This window comes from Algoriphagus sp. NF (genome assembly GCF_028823735.1).
GTDB lineage: Bacteria > Bacteroidota > Bacteroidia > Cytophagales > Cyclobacteriaceae > Algoriphagus > Algoriphagus marincola.
Window position 1 is genome coordinate 13,825 of the sequence record NZ_JAPEIB010000021.1, and the last position, 18,684, is coordinate 32,508.

Annotated in this window: 17 protein-coding genes; 9 read left to right on the top strand and 8 right to left on the bottom strand. The window is 41.5% G+C overall.

Going from position 1 to position 18,684, the window contains the following annotated elements; translation table 11 throughout:
- Window positions 1–55: 55 nt before the first annotated feature.
- The 3 genes from OU792_RS11240 to OU792_RS11250 are packed head-to-tail and all read right to left on the bottom strand — an operon-like array spanning window position 56 to window position 4,452.
- The gene (locus OU792_RS11240; RefSeq protein WP_134201666.1) at window positions 56–1,357 is read right to left on the bottom strand and encodes an amidohydrolase family protein; all 1,302 of its coding nucleotides are present in this window, start codon (window positions 1,355–1,357) and stop codon (window positions 56–58) included.
- A 19-nt stretch (window positions 1,358–1,376) separates the two neighbouring features.
- On the bottom strand, window positions 1,377–2,759 hold the full coding sequence (locus OU792_RS11245) for an amidohydrolase family protein (protein WP_134201667.1): 1,383 nt from the start codon (window positions 2,757–2,759) through the stop codon (window positions 1,377–1,379).
- A 4-nt stretch (window positions 2,760–2,763) separates the two neighbouring features.
- Window positions 2,764–4,452 (bottom strand): amidohydrolase family protein, encoded by a 1,689-nt coding sequence (locus tag OU792_RS11250; protein ID WP_134201668.1) that lies wholly within the window; start codon window positions 4,450–4,452, stop codon window positions 2,764–2,766.
- A 422-nt stretch (window positions 4,453–4,874) separates the two neighbouring features.
- Here OU792_RS11250 and OU792_RS11255 point away from each other — a divergent pair, with 422 nt between their 5' ends.
- The 5 genes from OU792_RS11255 to OU792_RS11275 are packed head-to-tail and all read left to right on the top strand — an operon-like array spanning window position 4,875 to window position 10,671.
- On the top strand, window positions 4,875–5,234 hold the full coding sequence (locus OU792_RS11255) for a response regulator transcription factor (protein ID WP_024282681.1): 360 nt from the start codon (window positions 4,875–4,877) through the stop codon (window positions 5,232–5,234).
- Window position 5,235: 1 nt separating this feature from the next.
- Window positions 5,236–6,798 carry a HEAT repeat domain-containing protein gene (locus OU792_RS11260; RefSeq protein WP_274670216.1) on the top strand — a complete coding sequence of 521 codons (1,563 nt, stop codon included), beginning with the start codon at window positions 5,236–5,238 and terminating at the stop codon, window positions 6,796–6,798.
- Window positions 6,791–8,254, top strand: a complete 1,464-nt coding sequence (locus OU792_RS11265; protein ID WP_274670217.1) for a glycosyltransferase family 2 protein — start codon at window positions 6,791–6,793, stop codon at window positions 8,252–8,254. Before OU792_RS11260 ends, OU792_RS11265 begins: the two co-directional genes overlap by 8 nt.
- Window positions 8,251–9,480, top strand: a complete 1,230-nt coding sequence (locus OU792_RS11270; protein ID WP_134201671.1) for a YaiO family outer membrane beta-barrel protein — start codon at window positions 8,251–8,253, stop codon at window positions 9,478–9,480. The genes OU792_RS11265 and OU792_RS11270 overlap by 4 nt, the downstream gene beginning before the upstream one ends.
- A gap of 9 nt (window positions 9,481–9,489) precedes the next feature.
- Window positions 9,490–10,671 (top strand): hypothetical protein, encoded by a 1,182-nt coding sequence (locus tag OU792_RS11275; RefSeq protein WP_274670218.1) that lies wholly within the window; start codon window positions 9,490–9,492, stop codon window positions 10,669–10,671.
- A gap of 2 nt (window positions 10,672–10,673) precedes the next feature.
- Here the strand turns inward: OU792_RS11275 and OU792_RS11280 are convergent, their stop codons facing one another.
- Window positions 10,674–12,677: an LTA synthase family protein gene (locus tag OU792_RS11280; protein ID WP_274670219.1), complete on the bottom strand. Its 2,004-nt coding sequence runs from the start codon at window positions 12,675–12,677 to the stop codon at window positions 10,674–10,676.
- Between the two features lie 78 nt (window positions 12,678–12,755).
- On the opposite strand from OU792_RS11280, the gene OU792_RS11285 reads away from it, so the two are divergent.
- From OU792_RS11285 to OU792_RS11300, 4 genes are all read left to right on the top strand, one after another.
- Entirely contained in the window at window positions 12,756–13,301 is a 546-nt protein-coding gene (locus OU792_RS11285) for a class I SAM-dependent methyltransferase (RefSeq protein ID WP_024282675.1), read from the top strand.
- 6 nt (window positions 13,302–13,307) lie between these two features.
- Window positions 13,308–13,547 carry a DUF3253 domain-containing protein gene (locus OU792_RS11290; RefSeq protein WP_274670220.1) on the top strand — a complete coding sequence of 80 codons (240 nt, stop codon included), beginning with the start codon at window positions 13,308–13,310 and terminating at the stop codon, window positions 13,545–13,547.
- Window positions 13,548–13,579: 32 nt separating this feature from the next.
- Window positions 13,580–14,164, top strand: a complete 585-nt coding sequence (msrA, locus tag OU792_RS11295; protein ID WP_274670221.1) for a peptide-methionine (S)-S-oxide reductase MsrA — start codon at window positions 13,580–13,582, stop codon at window positions 14,162–14,164.
- 77 nt (window positions 14,165–14,241) lie between these two features.
- A complete protein-coding gene (locus tag OU792_RS11300; protein WP_274670246.1) occupies window positions 14,242–15,912 on the top strand; it encodes a DUF6909 family protein in 1,671 nt (556 codons plus the stop codon).
- A gap of 16 nt (window positions 15,913–15,928) precedes the next feature.
- Here OU792_RS11300 and OU792_RS11305 read toward each other — a convergent pair whose 3' ends face one another.
- The 4 genes from OU792_RS11305 to OU792_RS11320 are packed head-to-tail and all read right to left on the bottom strand — an operon-like array spanning window position 15,929 to window position 18,657.
- On the bottom strand, window positions 15,929–16,411 hold the full coding sequence (locus tag OU792_RS11305) for an acyl-CoA thioesterase (RefSeq protein WP_274670222.1): 483 nt from the start codon (window positions 16,409–16,411) through the stop codon (window positions 15,929–15,931).
- A gap of 10 nt (window positions 16,412–16,421) precedes the next feature.
- The gene (locus OU792_RS11310; RefSeq protein WP_274670223.1) at window positions 16,422–16,679 is read right to left on the bottom strand and encodes a hypothetical protein; all 258 of its coding nucleotides are present in this window, start codon (window positions 16,677–16,679) and stop codon (window positions 16,422–16,424) included.
- A 7-nt stretch (window positions 16,680–16,686) separates the two neighbouring features.
- Entirely contained in the window at window positions 16,687–17,142 is a 456-nt protein-coding gene (locus tag OU792_RS11315; protein ID WP_222583359.1) for a DUF4440 domain-containing protein, read from the bottom strand.
- A gap of 57 nt (window positions 17,143–17,199) precedes the next feature.
- Window positions 17,200–18,657, bottom strand: a complete 1,458-nt coding sequence (locus OU792_RS11320) for an amidohydrolase (RefSeq protein WP_274670224.1) — start codon at window positions 18,655–18,657, stop codon at window positions 17,200–17,202.
- Between the last annotated feature and the right edge of the window lie 27 nt (window positions 18,658–18,684).

Below are 18,684 nucleotides of genomic sequence, written 5' to 3' on the forward strand. Positions count from 1 at the left end.
ACAAGGACTCCTTTATCAAGGGGAGCCTTGTGGTTTCTGATAGTGTGGGGTTGAATTAATTCGCGTTCAGGTCAGGAGATCGCTCAAGAAACTCCTGATATAATCTGATATGTCTATTACTAAGTGGAATGCGATAACCATTGATGAAAACATGCATGATTTGAGATCGTGTTTCGAATGGGTCTTCAGTTGCCACGATAAGGTTGGCAACCTTTCCTGCTTCAATAGATCCCAATTGATCGCCTAAACCAAAAATCTCTGCTGGATTGATGGTTACTGCTTTCCATGCTTCTTCTTTTCCCATGCCGTAGGCAGCTGCAAAAGCAGCGTGGAAAGGAAGATTTCTGACATTCTCAGTTTCATTAGTTCTGAGTGCCACTTTTACTCCAGCTTTGGCAAGTTTGCCGGCATTGGTATATGCTGCATCATATCGGTCAGATTGACGAGAAGGAAGGTCCTGAACTGGACCTGTGATAACAGGAATACCTGCTTCAGCAATCTCATCAGCAACTCTCCAACCTTCTTTTACACCTGAGAAAATAACACGGATATCCATGTCCTTCACCCATTTGATGGCGTTTTGAATATCAGATGCGGCGTTGACTTCGATCATTAGCGGAAGTTCTTTAGAAATCACTTTTGCTAATTGCTCGATTTCTGGGTAGTACTCAAGTTCTGCACCTTTGTTGCTCAACTCATGATACTGCTTGGCTTTTTCCATTAGCTCATTGGCTTCTTTCAAAGCTTTCTCATTATCCTTTTTGATGTCATCATCCGATCTACGATCAAATCGACCTCTTCTCGCTGAGCTTGGGAAATTCATAGCTACTGCCTTAAATCCAGCATACATTTGATCAGGAGTATAACCTACCAAATTGATTAGTGCAGCTGTTCCAGGGAATAGTCCACCACTAGGCTTTGCAATTACGGTAGTTACCCCAGAAACTCGTGTAACCGGGATGGCTTCAGAGTTTGGATTGACAGCTGTAAGTGCTTGCATATTCGGCGTTACATTTCCGATCTCTTGATAATCGACTGTTTCAGCTACTGAACTTACCTCAGCTAGACCCAGTGTCGTGCCACTATCGATCATTCCAGGGTAGATCACCATTCCACTACAGTCAATGACCTCAGCTCCATCTGCTGAAACATTGGAGCCAACTTGTATGATTTTTCCATTTTCTATCAAAACAGAAGCTCCAGAGAGTACACCTTTGGTGATGGTGTTTACCGTTGCATTTTGCAAAAGGAATTTTCCTGTACGGGGTTTAATGAATTCCCCGTCAATTTGCGCCATTGCCATCATTGGCAGTAGGGCAATCAGGAAGGTCAGAAAGGTTTTATTTATTCTTTTCATGTCTTCGATGTTGAGGGGATTATTGATTCATTTGAAATAAGGCACTTGCAGTCTCAAAAAGGTGCTCAGTGTCCTGCATACAACGGTGATTGTGCTCAGTAAGCAGAATTGGCTCTACGGTCTCAGTAGGGCTTACTTGCTGGCGCTGATCATCTTGATCCTCATTGATATCAAAGTACTTGATTCCATCCACAAAGGTCATTTGTGGAATAGCGTATGATGATAGTGGATGGCCTTCGAAAATTGCCACATCTCCGTGCTTTCCTTCTTCGAGCGATCCTACCTTATCATCAATTCCCAACTGACGGGCGGGATTGATAGTGATCATTGACAAAGCCTCATCATCGGATAAGTTTCCATATCGTTGAGTTTTAGCCGCTTCGTGGTACAAATGACGGATCAATTCAGCAGAGTCAGAATTGATTGAAGTGATTGCACCGTTTCTATGCAAAATAGCTGCATTGAAAGCTGTCGAGTAGTAAACCTCAAATTTGTAAGCCCACCAGTCAGCAAATACTGAAGCACCCATGGTATACTCAGCAATCTCAGGAGCAACCTTGAATCCCTCATTGGTATGTTGGAACACCAGTTTATCAATTCCGAAATCTCTTGCCACATTGATGAGCATGTAGATTTCATCAGCTCGATAGGAGTGACAGTGAATGATGATTTTACCATCTAGGATATCTACCAATGTCTGTAGTCGCTCATTGTATTCAGGAGCTACAGCAGTACTTCCTTTTTGACTTCTAGCTTTATTGAAATCTTCCCAAGCTTTTTTGTACTGAAGTGCTTCATTGAAACCATTTCTCAAGATGGCTTCTACACCCATCCGGCTCCTTGGCTGGATTCCATTTCCTCTACCGTGTACTCTTGTTGGGTTTTCTCCCAAAGCAAACTTGATCGTACGAGGTGCATCCTGCATAATGATGTCTTCAGGATTGCTTGATCCCCATCTGTGCTTTAGTGTGGCGTTTTGACCACCGACTACGTTTGCCGAGCCGTGCATAGCATGTGAAATAGTCACGCCACCTGCCAAGGCTCTGTAGATTCCGATTTCGTAAGGATTGACCACATCTTTCATTCTGACCTCAGCTACAATAGGGGCAGTGGCCTCATTGACTACATCCAATGCCACGTGGGAGTGAGCATCGATGATACCCGGCATTACATATTTACCGGTAGCATCTACTGTGGTTACCCCGGAAGGAGCATTTAGATCTTTCCCAATTTTCTTGATTACGCCATCCTGAATTAGGACATCGGTATTTTCATAAGTTCCATTTGTGACGGTCAGCACCGTCCCATTTTTAATTAACACGCTCCCTTTGGGAGTTTGTGCCCAAGAAAATGACAAGCATAGACTCAGACAAAGTGCGAGTAGTATATTGATTTTCTTCATTTCCTTAGTTGTTTGAAATAAAATTTGGATTACGGGTTGCAGAGATTGGGAAAGAACCAAACTGTGCGATGTTCATAGATCCGTCCATTGAGTTTCCGGAAATTTCTCCAGAAACGCTCACAGAAATAGCCATTCCACCAGCGCTGACTTCAAAAGAGAAGCTCAACTGTGAACCCGAAATACTTACATCAGAAATGGGAGAGGTAGCGGTTCCATTTCCTGAAGGATCGTCATAAGTAATGGTTCCTGAATAATCATCCCCATCTTTTTCGATAGTAAGTTTTCCACCAGAGCTTCCTGCAGGAGTTTCGGAAGTGTAGTCCCAAGTTCCAGCGACTTCTACAGTTGCTTCCCCGTTACCATTCTTCTTCTTGGTTTTAATTTCGTAATCGAAAATATTTCCATCTGCGACCACATGCTTTATCTGAGAATCTTCACTGAAAATTGGACCGGTGGTGATTACCAGATTGGCAAGTTTTCCTTGCTCTACCGTTCCAGCGATTCGATTCATTCCAATCATACTAGCAGCGTTGGTTGTCAAAGCTGCCATAGCAGCTGACTCAGAAAGACCTGCTTCGATCATTGCACGAACAGACTTCATTGCATCACTTGGCTTAGCATCTATCGTAGAAAATGCGAATGCTACTCCAGCTTCACCTAATTTGCCTGCTTGCGCAATTGTGCGATCGTATGATTCTTTTACTCGGTCATATTGATCTTGAATCGCCTCATCTACATCGTCTTTTTGATTTTTGATGGCTTTGTCGTCAGGTGTTTCCAGCTTTAGAATGACTCCTGCTCCACTAGACTTTAGTAGGTCAATTACTTCATCATATTGCTCAAGACCATACACCACCAATTTGAAACCAAGTTCTTTCTGAAGGCTGATTGCTCTACGAACTTCCAAATCATTTTCAACTTCGAAAAAAACAGGAATTTGACCATTGACTACCTCGGTCATTGCCGAATAAGTCTGATTGATTTCAGGACGGGTCACCCCGGAGTTAGAAGTAAAGGTTGCAATTCGATCTTGAGTTAGATTGGTGTTTTTGTACACATCTCTAAACTTGGCCATGACGCCTACAGTGGTCCCAGGATACATTCCTCTAGATCCATTCAAGCTTGCAGCAAGTGCGGTGTTTGCTTTGATAAGATTGGTAGAGCCTTTGGTTCCTAAAACCATGATAGCACCTTTTCCCGCAATCATTCCTCCATCAGGAAGTACATGTGCCATAGTGAAACCAGCTTTTCTCAGATCATCTACCTGTGAAGAGCTGATGTCAAATTGATCCGTAGCAGATCTCCAAGGGGTGATACCTGCGATCTCATCTGGTGGGTTTGACGATACAAAATCGCTCGGCCTTTCTGGATCTTCCGGCTTTGTGATGCCAGCTTGAGAAGCAGCATCGATGAATCCTGGATAGATATAAAGCGAGTCACCTGCAATTACTTTTGCAGCTGCAGGAATAGTGACTCCAGATCCTACACTGATAATTACACCGTCTTTGACAACGATGGTAGCTTTTTGTCCTTCACTTCCGGGGGAAGCATGGACTGTGGCGTTGGTGAATGCATAGGTTTGGGTGATAGGTTTCTGACCGGTGGGATCACTTTGTGCTAACAAAGCCCCACTGCCGAAAAGCCCCCATGCGCACAGACCCAAGAGGCCGGTTTTCCAAAGTGGTTTTTTCATGTGTTAATAATTTGTTTTTCGAAGGTCACATGGAATCTCGCACATTTAAACAATCATCTTAGAGTGAGTTGCCCGCATGTTGCTCGATTTCATGTGTGTGTGTTAATTTGATTGACTAAATCCAACTAGGATTTCTAGGAATTGACAAGTAAAAGCGCCTGAATGTTTGGAGTTTTTACTTATGTACAAAATACCTGTTTGATTGATGGTTTATTTAAATGGTAAGCTAATAAAAGGAATTAGGGAATCCCGCTAGATTTTTTTTTGGTGGCAATTTTTTTGATCAATGGCAATTAACTGCTTTTTGTAGCAGCTATTTTGTTCTTTTATGATTGCTATAAAAAATCCTGTCTATCTGCACGGATTATAATTATTGGTATTTCCATTAAGTCATTATCTTTATTGGTCAAATGACCCAAAAAATGAAGAAAATCCTGATTATAGAGGATGATTTATTGATCAGTAGTCTTGTTGATTTCCGACTTAAAAAGGAAGGCTATATTACTAAGTTAGTTGTAGATGGGAATGAAGGAGTGGAAGCTATTCAGGAATTCATACCCGATCTGATAATTACTGATGTAATGATGCCTTTCAAAAGCGGGATTGAGCTGATCCACTACGCTAAAAAAGAATTTCCTGATATACCCATCATTGTTTTGAGTTCATTAGGAGAAGAGGAGGGAGTTGTTTTGGAGGCTTTTCATCTTGGGGTAAGTGACTTTATTCCTAAGCCATTCAATCCCAATGAATTAGCTCTTCGTGTCAAGCGCGTACTAAATTAGCATGCTTAAAAAAATACCAGCACTACTTGCTCTGATCTTATTCTTTCAGATAGCTTCAGCTCAATCCTTGGATACTCTTTTTCAAAGTAAAGAGGATTTATTGCTTGATTTGAGTAAGCAAAGAGAAGTCAATTCGCTTGAATTTCAGTTTTTTTTATCGGATAGTATCCTTAGTCAAAAGTGGATTGATAGCTCGGATTTAAATCTGCAAGCGGTTAATGGGGGTTTTCTTACAAAAACCTTTGAGGACTGGTCTAAGTATGATTCCCTTCAAAGCGTATTTTCACAAGCTAATTCCATTTTTTTACTATACGGCGAACCCACAAACTATGAGGGGGTCATTTCCTACCTGAATACACTTTACGCAACTGGTGATTTTTTACCGGTAAGCTTACAGGAGCAATCAAATGAGTCTCTAATTCTGGCTGCCGTCAAAAGTATATACGAGCCTTATGATACACTTTCATCTTGGTTAGTATTTGATTGGAAATTGATCTGGGTTCTTGTGATTCTATCCTTATTCTTGATTTTAGCTTTGGGGCTTATTTTGGCTTTGGTCATTTTCAAAGCCCGTAGAAATCAGCGGGAGGAACTTCGAAAAGCTTATGACAAGGATATTATTGATCCTTTGACCACCATACTTTTCACACAAAGCCTGGATGAATTAAAAGAAATGAAAGCGGAAGAACTCAAGGAGATTTTTCCGGCCCAACTCTTTTCAAAGCCTTTATTCAAGGAAGTATTGATAGAACGAATTATCGGTCTGAATAAAAAAATGAAAGGGGAGTTCAAGAGTAAATTGAAAGAACTCTACAAAAAACTAGATCTAATTAAAATCACTGAGAAAAACTTAAAGAGTAATAAATGGTCCTATGTCACCACAGGGCTAGTACAGGTGAATGAAATGGATCTCTCAGAACTTTTGCCAGAGGTAAAAAAGCACACCAATTCAAATAACTTTCATGTTCGTAGTAGTGCAGGAGCCACACTTCTCAACTTATCTCAGGAAGCTGACCTATCATTCTTAAAAAACCAAGACTATCCGCTTTCGGATTGGCAGCAAATGAATTACCTGCGAATCATCAAGTATGTACACCCAACCAAAAAACTGATGATACATGAACTTTTCCAATCACCGAATGAAAGTGTTCGGATTTTTGCCATCAAGCTTGTAGCCTTTTTGGGAAGGTTTGATTTGATCGAACAAATAAAAATATTGGTTCCAAGTGCCCAAAGCAATGAGAAAATAGAAATCCTTCAAACCTACTTGACATTGGGTGCACACATGGAGGCTGAATTTATCAATGCAAATATCACCTCAGAAGACGAGGGTGTTCAGAAAATGGCCATTAAAGTCGCTGGTAAAATAGGTGATGAAGCCTCCGAAAAGATTTTGTTTCAGCTTTTGGAGGAGACATCCGACAGGGGAATAAGGCTTCTAATCTTAGAAAGCCTTAAGGAATTGAATGAAGTTGCTTTCGAAAGTTATATTCAAGAGCACTCAAATCCGGAAAACCTTCAAATGAGAGAACAGCTTTTAGACCCCTTATTACAAAATGTATAATTTTCTATTCTACCTTTTGATTGATGTTTTTGGGGTCATTTTTATGGTTCTCAGTTTTTCTGTGGTCACACTCTATCTGCTGATCATGATCCTAAGTGCACTGGAAATGCGAGATTTTCGAAGAAAAAATCGATTTGCAGATTATCAGGATATTATCACGAGCCCCATAGCTCCCGGAGTTTCAATTTTGGCTCCTGCTTTTAACGAGGAATCGAATATTGTACAGAACGTTAAAAGCCTATTGGCTCTTCATTATGGGAAGTTTGAAGTCGTGATTATCAATGACGGTTCAAAGGACCAAACACTCAATCGCCTCATTGAGGCTTTTGAATTGAAAAAGACCTCTTTCTTTTATCAATCACAGATCGAAACTGCTCCTGTAAGAGGTGTATATCGCTCTGAAAATAAATCCTTTAGAAGGCTTTGGGTAATTGATAAGGAGAATGGCGGTAAGGCGGATGCTTTAAATGCCGGAATCAATATTTCTACTATGGAAATACTGGCTTGCATTGATGTGGATTGCATCTTGGCAAGTGATTCTATTACCCGCATGGTACGACCATTTATGGAGGAAACTAATAAGAAGGTAGTAGCAGTGGGCGGGGCGATTGGAATTGCCAATAACTGTGATGTCAAAGATGGAACGGTAACCAAGTATCGGGTACCAAAATCGAGAATCGGTAAGTTTCAAGTGGTAGAGTATTGTAGGGCTTTTTTGATGGGTAGGATGGCCTGGTCCCGGATCAATGGTCTGATGCTGATTTCGGGAGCCTTTGGCTTTTTCAAAAAAGACCTTGTGATGGCAGTGGGAGGATATTTTCCAAAGACTGTTGGTGAAGATATGGAGCTCGTTGTCCGTTTGCGACGCTACCTAGAAGAGCGTGATATTCCTTATCGGGTGGCTTTTGTTCCTGATCCGCTTTGCTGGACTGAAGTCCCTGAGGACGAAGAAGTCTTGGGCCGACAGCGAAATAGGTGGATGCGTGGGACGATTGAAACCCTGCAGCTTCATAATAAAGTTGGTTATAATTCTCGTTTTCGGGTTTTGGGCTTAGTATCCTATCCCTTTTGGTCTATTTTCGAAAAAATGGGGCCGATTTTAGAAATATCTGGTTTGATCTACACCCTTATCCTCTTGTTGATAGGTGATTTTTCAGCTGTATATTTCTTCTCCTTAATATTAATGATCTATTTTCTTTCCTTGCTTGTCTCTGCATTTAGCATTCTCTATGAGCAGATCGCTTACAACAATTACAAGGATAAAAATGACCTAAGAAGTCTGATCAGGACCATTTTGCTCGAGCCACTTTTTATTCATCCAAAGGTGGTCTTATGGGGATTGAAAGGTCATATAGACTTCATCGCCGGCCGGGGAGGCTGGGGTAAGATGATTCGGGCAGGATTTAAAACTGCCGAGGACCGTAAAAACCTTGACACCCAATCCACTACATCATGAGAAAAGCTGCACTTTTTCTTTCCTTCTTCTTAGCGACTCAATGGCTTGTGGCACAACAAAGTCAGAATCCTGATCAACTCCTCCTGGATGCGCGCGAATTAATTTTTGATGGAAAATATCAAGAGGGTAGAAAAATTGCCTTCCGGGCACTTGAGATTTCTCCCACCTACGCGGATATATTGATTTTGGTGGGCAGGAGTTATGCTTGGGAAGGAAAAAATGATTCTGCAAGTATTTACCTTGAGCGAGCAATCACCGCTTCTCCCAAATATGCTGATGGGTATTCGGCCTATCTAGATAATCTTAGCTGGGCTGGAGATTATCAAAAAGCTGGTGAGATTTTGAAAAGGGCGGAAAGTAATCTTGGTGATCCTTTGCCGGATGCCGTCGCATACCGAAAATCAAGGCTTTTATATTATGAGGAAGAATACAATGAAGCCTATGATATTGCCCAGGCTTTGTTTGATAAGGGATACAAGCAGGAAGGAATACTAGGTTATTTACAAAACCTTCAACGTTTGAGACGAAATTCAGCTATTGGAGCCACCTATGACTACGATACTTTTTTTGGAGATATCAGCCCATGGCATACTTGGTCGGTCTATGGCCGGGCACAGACCAAGTTAACGGGTTCTTTGATTGCGCGAGTCACGCAAAGCCATCGGTTTGATGGATTTGGTACCCAATATGAGTTGGATGCTTATCCCTCTCTTGGAGAAAATTCTTATGCTTATCTAAATATTGGTGGCTCAGGAGCTGGATTTTTCCCAAAATTGAGATTAGGAGCTTCTGTCTTTTTCAACCTTCCAAAAGCCTGGGAAATTGAGGGGGGGTATCGATACCTCGGCTTCACCGAAGTGACCCATATTGCTACCGCTTCCCTTGGGAAGTATGTGGGTAATTGGTGGTTGAACTTTAGGGCAAATGTCATTCCTAGCGGTAATAATAACGGTGTGAGTACTTCCGGTAATTTTCAGGCCAGGTATTACTTCAAGACTGCTGAGGACTTTTTTAGTGTTCAACTCAGTTCAGGTGTTTCTCCTGATGAAGAAAATAGGGATCAATCCCAACTTCTTAATTCCTACCGAATTCGGTTTGGCTACCAACAACTCATTTCTCCAAGGTTTATGATTTTTGGGTTTACAGGGTATAGTCGTGATGAATTGTCTGCAGACCGCTTTCGAAATAATTTGAACCTTTCTATTGGTAGTGAATACCGCTTCTAAGCTAATTCTATGAAAGAGGAACTTAAACTTTATTTCAGGAGGCTTTCTTTCCTTTTTTTGCTTTTGGTCGTATTTCCAGGCCTGAGCTTTGGTGTATGGTGGCTGAAGGCAGATAAGAAAGCATCAATTTTGATCTTGGATAAGACAGTCCCTAATAAGGATTACAGAGAGCATTTGGGTATTTTTTGGGCGATGGAATATGAGAAGTTTGTCAATCCCGAGACGGGTGAATTGTATAAGCTAGATCAGGACTATTTTGGATATTTCCCTTCAGACCAAGAAGACGGGAAGTATGGTTTTGTCAAGGACTTTTCGGATTACTCCGAATCTGAGCTGGATCAATTGGCAGAGTCAAGTGATATCATTTATTACGCAGATACATACGGGGTCTACAGGAATGATTTTGAGAATGAGGAAGATGCAGACGAACCCAGTAAAAAGATCTATGGAGGATTGAATAGTAAGGAAGTCAAGTTGATAGAATTAGCTCAAGAAAAGGAGAAAACCGTATTGTTGGAGTATAATTCCATGGCTTCACCTACTGCTAAGGGGCTTCGGTCACAGATGGAAAATAGCATTGGTGTTCGATGGACGGGTTGGGTAGCTCGATATTTCGATGAGCTAGACACGGCCATAAATAAAGGTCTACCGGATTGGCTCATTTCCAATTATTTGGATCAACACGAGCAATCATGGCCCCATCAAGGTCCAGGTTTGGTTTTTGTAAATGAAAGCGGACAGATTGAAGTCTTTGAAGATCAGAAAGACTATCAAAATACCATCCCATATATCCGGACTCCAGGAAGGAATAAAGCTAACTTCAGATTGCCTGAGATTGTGCCTTATCCAGATTGGTTTGATGTGGTTTTGGTGCAGCGGGAGTTTCAGGTGATATCTTATTACGATATCGAGCCCACCAATGAAGGTTTGGAAAGGCTCCGTGCTATGGGGCTCCCTAGGTTCTTTCCAGCAGTGGTCTTTCGACCTAATGGAAAGGGTCGTTCTTATTACATTGCAGGGGATTTTGCAGATGCGAAGCTCAACCTTGGGTCAGCCAAATTTGCAGGACTTCCTACCCTTTGGAGGGGATTTTATAGTGTTGGAAATCATCGCGATCGCCATGGATTTTTTTGGAACTATTATCAGCCACTGATCAGTCAGGTTTTCTCAGAGGCACATCGGTCAAAATAGTTTTATTGAGGGGGCAGCAGTCTCCTCGTTTGGACCATGTAACTGTTCTTGTTTTTAAATTCCTCAAATTCACCAATCATTCGATTTAGATCATTGGGGCTCGTAATTGGGTCAATGTTCAAGCCTCGAGAAATCTGAAATATTTGCCCATCTGAAAGGAAAATGTCCCCATGTATGTAATCGATTAATTGATTTTTATTCCTCATCAGCGGCATGGCAATTCTAGACTGAAATGTCTGAGCAGTGTCAAGGACCTGACCCTGCCAGGTTACCACTTCTGGAAGCTGGATATCTATTTGTGCTTCCAAAAATGAAAGAATCGATGGGGTAATTTCATAATGACTACTGACTCCCTCAAAATACTCGGGTCTTTTTATGAGCGGAGAATAGATAATCAAAGGCACATGGAATCGGTCTATTCTAGACGACATCGGAACTTCAGGCAATCGATGGTCTCCTGTAATGATGAAAATGCTGTTTTGAAACTCTGGTCGCTTTTGATATTCATCGAAAAACTCACTAACCGCATCATCAGCATACAATACGGTCATATAGATATCTCGGTAGCTTCGATAATCTGCTTTTTGACCTTCACTGAGATTTAAATAATTGCTGAGATGATTTTCGAATTTCTGGATATATTTTTCTCGCTCCGGTACAAGATAGGGATCATGCGAAGTTTGGGTCTGAAACACTAAGACTTGAGGAGATTCTAAGCTTATTGGGAGTTTTTCCAGTCCATTTTTGAATAGCTCCTTATCTGCATAGCCCCATGAAAAATTACCGGTGGAAGGAGACTTGGAATATTTAGGATCAAATAATCTTTCATCTACAAATTGAACGGGCTGTTGATATTCAATAAAGCTTCCTACATGGTCGAAATTTTTATCCGCACCGATAAAATAGCGTGTTTCGTAGCCGTTTTTCCTTAAGATGCTAAGGAGCGTTTCATGGTAAGGGAACTCCTGATATAATTCCAGGAAACCCTTCTCTCCAAAAGGAAGCCCGCCAAAGACTCCCGGCTGTAAGCCGAATGTTCGTCCAGTAGAGGACAAGGCATGCATCCATACCAAGCTATGTTGTTCTAAACTGTCTAGAAATGGGGTAAAACTACCCAAATAAGCATCCTTTCCTGAATAGGCTTTACCAAAGCTTTCTAGAAAAATAAATACCAAATTTGGGGCCTGCTCCAAGGAATCGAAGAAAGGACTCAGCACATCCGGATAGTCTGCTTTGTGAGCAAAAGGGTAGGTATCGTCGACAAACTCCTTTTCGACAATAAGATCTTCAGTACCGGATCTCAGGTAAAAATCAAAATAATATTCGCCCCCATACATCAAGTAGTCAAAGCTCTCTTCTGTCAGGTATCTGGACTTGTTGCGAGTGACATTAGTTTCGACCTCTGTCGCCGAATCATCTACTAAATCAGGCAAAAGAATCACTGTAACTACTGATAAAATAAATATGCTCGTGAGAAATAACGTGGCTTTGAGTGGAAATCGGAAAAACCTAGTACCCAGATGCATCAGAAAGCCCACCATAACAAATGAGAAAAGAAGCATGGACACACTGAAAAAATTAAGTTGCCCTGAAGCTTGAATGGTCAAGAGTAAGTCCTCGGTACTATAGGCGAATAAATCTTTTCCTAAAGGCAGAAGCGTTTTGAAAAAATAAAAAACCAATGCAGCCTGTACAAGTACCAAAATGGTCAGAAATAAAAGGAGCAGCCATTTGGCTAGTGGACTAGAAATCAAAACTACAACCAGATAGCAGGTAAATAAAAGTCCTAATAAATAAGCCAACCAAGTCAAATCTTGAATAAAAATGTCTTTAAGGATGTCTCCGACCGCGAAAGGAAGCACGTGATTTGAAAAAACTAGGTAAAGCTCCAACGCTCTCAGCAATATCATCAAGAATATGAATATCAAAGACATACCCCAGAAATTCTGCAGAATTACCTTGATTCTACCTGGTAGTGTAGATCGGATGGCTGCTTTTTTTGACATTGACGATGGCTTAGATTCGATGCAATTTTAAAGAAAATAGGTCAAAATAAACTATCTTCAAGTTTTGAAATAGACAATATGGGCAAATCAAACTTACTGATTGAATTATATAGTAACCTTAGCACTACAGGAGCATTGACTTTTAGCTCAAAAGCACTGGTCAAAAAAATGGTCACCCAAGTCGACTTGAAAGATGCAAATCTAATCGTCGAATTGGGAGGAGGAGATGGGAGTATTACCCAAGGGATTATTAACCAAATGGGTCCACAAACAAAATTATTGGTCTTTGAAATCAATTCATCGTTTTGTGAGGAGATGAGGAAGCAGTTTGACAATCCCAATGTGCAAATCATCAATGACTCGGCAGATCAAATTGAAAACTACCTAAATGGAGAAAAGGTAGATTTCATCCTTTCCTCTTTGCCTTTTTCTTTCATTTCTAAAGAAATAACAGATTCCATTCTTAGTCAGTCCCGATCAGTTCTCAACCAAGGAGGAGCATTCATACAGATTTGCTATTCCTATCTTTTGAAAAACCTTTTCAAGAAGTACTTTCCTGAAGTCAATGTGAGTTTTACCCTAAAAAACCTGCCACCTGCATTTGTGATGGTATGCCAAAGCTAAGAGTGCATGGATATTTTGCGGATAGCAATTTTGGAGTTTTGTAGACAGCGGCCGAATACCTCTTTTTGTCCATCTGAGGTAGTTAGAAGGATGTACCCTGAATCATGGCGTGAGTTTTTACCGGATATCCGCCAAAAGGCCTTTGAAATGTATCAAGAGGGTGAAATTCTGATCACTCAAAAAGGAAAACTGCTCGATAAGGAAGCACTTCCAGTAGGACCGATAAGGATTTCGAAACTAAAGTGACTCTTACTCGGTTTGAATTCCAAATACTCAATATGGATACGAATCAATCATTACCAACTACTTCAGTCACAATTCCAGAAGGAGAATCTGTCATCACTTTAGGTGCAGGCTGTTTTTGGTGTACCGAGGCAGTTTTTCAGCGCTTAGAGGGTGTCAAAAATGTAGTATCGGGTTACTCAGGTGGTTTTGTTGAGAATCCAAGTTATCGTGCAGTTTGCAGTGCTACCACAGGTCATGCAGAAGTGATTCAAGTTTTCTATGATCCCAAAGTGATCAGCTTGCAGCGACTATTAGAGGTTTTTTGGTCTACGCATGATCCCACCACACTCAATCGACAGGGAGCAGATGTCGGTCCTCAGTATCGATCTGCAATTTTTTTTCATACCGAAGAGCAGGGAGAAATTGCCAAAAAACTGAAGAAGGAATTGAACGAAAAACAGGTGTTTTCTCAACCAATTGTCACTGAAATCACTGCTTTTAGTAATTTCTATCCAGCTGATAATCAGCATCAAAATTATTATAATGAGAACGGCTATCAGCCCTATTGTCAGTTTGTGATTAAGCCAAAGGTAGACAAGCTGGAGAAGTACTTTTCAGAGCTTCTGGCAAAAGATTAAAATATATTTTCCTGAATGAGTTTTTATAGGACAGGCAAAAACTGACCTATATTTGCATTGTTTTTAGATTAATTATGATGAAAAGAAATAGAGCCCAAGAATCAAGAGCTGCCATTGAGCGACTTTATATCACGATGAGACATCTTTTTACCCGAGGTACTTACAAGCCGATGGGAGTCTCTGGTGAGAGTTTGGTTCAGGCTTTGCGAGTTTTAAGTCCAGAAATCTACGGAACCATCACAGATCCGGAAAAGGTAGAATTGGACGGCCTTCTTTATGTAATGGAGCGTCTTCCACGAGGAATCGAACAGTGCCGATACATTCGCTTGATTAGTCGGGAAGGTCTTGAGACTTCGCATTTGGAACCGATCGTTCCGCCAAAAAGAAGAAGAAACTGCTACAGACTCGATGAACAAGTCATGTATGTGGAAATGACGCGAGGAAGATCAGATATCTATGATATTCTTACCCACCTGACATTTTTGTATATCGAGAGCAGCAAAATCTATCAAAACAGTACTGACCCGAAAGGAAAGATATCCATCAACTGGAAGATGCTGGAGGAATTTGTGAAGAAGGAGGAAAGCGGAGAGCTGTTTGATCGAGAAGCGGCTTCTGCTTACCTCAGCCACTTGATCGGTAGGACTTTCGAAGAGACCTCTAAGGCTGTCAACAAATTTGAAAAGAGTTCGAATTCAAATAGTCTATTTTCCATCGTATATCACCTGGGTAAGCTTGCCATGGAGGAGATTCGGGAAGGAAAAGATCGGGAAATTTCATTTTCAGCCACTTTGAGGGAACGAATCGGACACCATGTCTATGGAGAGCAATGGGCTGGAAAAATCATGCAGAAGCTGGATGAATTGGACTTATTAGAAAGGCCGATTCATATTATTTCGGCCAATCTTCATTCGGTTTTGAATACCATCTATGCTCCTCAAGTGCTAGACTCAAAGAGCTTCGAGGATATTGAGCAAATAGCCTCCTCAATTGCGATGGGAGAAAAGAACAATGCTGGGAAAAAGATTTATGCCTATGCTTTGAAGCATGGCTTCGTGGATATTCCTGATCAGTCTGGCACCAATATCGGGACTCAGATCATTGATACCGCAAAGTTGGAGAAGTCTGAATTGCTGCCGGGATTAACCTTGCCTGAAGAGGTACAGCAAAGACCGGTCTTTGTTGTGATGGATTATGCCTTTGGTGAGCAGGCTTTTGAATGTATGGATGAGTTATTGAAGCCATTTAAGAAAGGTGGCAAAGAATTCCCACTGAATATCGTATCGATTTCCATCATGGGTAAAGCCGGAATTCTCTATGGAGGAAAAGGCGATCTGATGATTCCTGACGCTCATGTTTTTGAAGGTACAGCCGATAATTATCCATTTAAGAATGAGTTGAAAGCTACTGACTTTGAAGGGTTTGGGCTTGGAGTGTATTCTGGAAGTATGGTCACGGTCTTGGGCACTTCCTTACAAAACAAGGACATTCTTCGCTATTTCATGGAGTCCTCTTGGAATGCAATTGGACTGGAAATGGAGGGAGCACACTACCAGAAAGCCATTCAATCTGCCTCTAGAATCCGAAAAAGCATTCGATCCAATGTCAAAGTCCTTTACGCCTATTATGCATCTGATAATCCGCTAGAAACAGGAAGTACCTTGGCTTCAGGAGCTTTGGGGATGGAGGGGGTGAGACCTACTTACCTGATCACTTATAAAATATTGGAGCGATTATTTGGGAAATAATCAGTAGGACTTCAAATCATTCAGTAGCATCCGCTGCAATAAATGGTTTCATTTCCTCAGCAATCTGAGCTCTTAGATCATTCAGTTTTATTGCGTAAGATTCGAGATTCTTTTCGCGTTCGGTTTTTGGAACCCACTTCTTGGTAGGAGTGGGGTTCCCATGGTTATCCACTGACACAAAGACAATCACACAATGGGTTTTCTTTTCGTAGTTTGGATCGGTGACTTTTTTTGAAAATACGTCTACGGCAATATGAATACTGGTTTTCCCGGTGTATATAACAGAAGCATCTATTTTGACCAAGTCGCCAATATTTATAGGTTTATAAAAGCGAATTCCACCAACATAGACGGTCACGCAATAGCTTTCAGACCAGCTGCTTGCACAGGCATAGGCAGTTTGATCGATCCATTTCATGACTGCACCTCCATGAACTTTCCCTCCAAAATTGACATCTGTGGGCTCTGATATAAACTGAAAGGTGGTTTTATTGGTCATTTTAAAGGGTTTATTTTGAATTTGAGTCTTCTTCCAGTTTTTCTAACTGCTTTTCGATTCCTTTGGCACGGGCTGCTATCATTGTGAATACGGCTGCTAACATCACCAAGGCACCTAATCCAAGGCTGTGGTTTTGATTCCAGCCATCTCGCCAGACTGTCATTCCATAATAGCCAATAAATCCAAGCATCAAAAGTCCGATGATAGCGAGGATAGCTCGGAGACTTTTCAGTCCTTTTTGAAGTTCTAGTTTTGATTTATTTTCCATAAGATTCCTATTCATTTACACGGGTGCTATGCAACATATCCAGTCGCCAACCATCATTTGTTTTGGTGGCTGTAGCACTTTCGAGCCAATGGATTTCCATCACGACGGCTCCGTCTTTTTTGAAGGTTGCGTAGTTTTGATAGGCGATCCAAGCGCGATTGCCTTCTATGGTGGTTTTGATAAATTCAAAGCGATTTAAACGCGTTGCTCTATCAGGATCACTTTTAGCTTTAGCAAAGTAGGAATTGATCATTTCCAAGTCCCAAACCTCTCCTTGCTCCAAAAGGATAAAGTCTTCGGTATAAAAATCTGAGACTTTTTCGGCGTTGAATTCAGAAAATAACTCATCAAATGAATTTTGAATCAAGTCCTGAATAGCTTTCTCATCCGATTTCGTTTGGGAAAAGCCAAATTGGACAATGTTTAAGAAAATTAGCGTGAGAAAAATATTTCGAAAATACATGACTTTTACTGTTAGGGTAAAATAGCTCGGGACAATGCTGCCCCGAGCATGAAAATATTATTGGAGATTGGAATTGATAGGGGGAGGCCCATCAGGGACAAAGCCCTTGTAGACATAGTCGCCTTTTTTCTCTTTGAATTCATTCTTGACACTTTCAACCAGTTCTGGATTCTCAAAAAGATCCACCATAGTCATGGAAAGTGCCTTTGCAGCGTAGGCCATTCCTTTGTGTCCGATGGACATTCCACTTGAAGCCACTACCGCCCAGGAATGCCAAGGAGTGCCATTGGGTGCTGTGGTTGCAGAAAGTCGAATAGTAGGAACTACCCAACTCACATCTCCTACATCCGTGCTACCACCCATGCTATGTTCGGCAGTTTCTTCCATCGGTTCAATCTTAGAAACCAGTCCGATTTGAGGCTTACCAGTTGCCTCCTGAATTTTCTTTGCAAAATCTTGCTCTTCCTCTGTGTAACTAATGGGACCTAGACTTTCTAGGTTTTTCTGAAGTGCCGCAGAACCAGTTCTATTCACCAATACCTCATGAACACCAGAGATAAGGCTGACCTTGTAGTCTACATTGGCCATGATCGCTGCGCCTTCCGCCATAGCTTCTACTCTTTTCCAAACAGGAATTAAACCTTCTCGGCTAGAATCTCTCACGCGTACCCAAATTCTGGAATAATCAGGAACTACATTCACGACTTTTCCTGCATCTTGAATGTGGTAATGAATCCGAACGGTAGGCTTGATATGCTCTCGATAATAATTGATTCCCGTGGTGTAAAGCTCTAGGGCATCCCCTGTACTTCTACCATTCCAAGGATCCGATGAAGCATGGGCAGCCTGTCCATAAAATTCCACTTGGAAATCCACCAATGCTAGGCCTTTTTGGACAGCAGTCTTTGTCTCGGCAGAAGGATGCCAATCCATAACTACGTCAACATCATCAAATAGGCCTGCCCTGACCATCCATAGCTTTCCGAAGAACTTTTCTTCAGCCGGAGTTCCGTAAAATCTTACAGTTCCTTTGATTTCTCCCGATTCAATAAGATCCTTGATAGCTGCTGCCGCCCCAAATGAAGCTACGCCAAAAAGATTGTGGCCGCAGCCATGACCGGGGTTGCCTTCATTGAGCGGGCTTTTGTAAGGAACTTTGTTTTGAGAAAGCCCAGGTAGGGCATCAAATTCTCCCAAAATTCCAATTATAGGCTTACCGGAGCCATATTCTGCCACAAAAGCTGTCGGGATTTCTGCTACTCCACGGGTGACTTTAAAACCCAACTGCTCCGCATAATCCGACAAAGCCTCCGCAGATTGAGTTTCTTGAAAAGCAATCTCTTCAAAAGACCAGATTCGATCACTGAGATCTGTCAATGATTCAAACCGCTGATCCACCGAGGCGACCACGGCTTCTTTGAGAGGGTTAGGTTTCGCTTTTCGCTGCGCAAAAGAAATCTGGCTTAGCAAAAGCAGCAAAAGCGTAAAGGATGATAGTTGATAGGTGTTCTTCATATTGTTTGGTTTGATAAGGTTCTGATT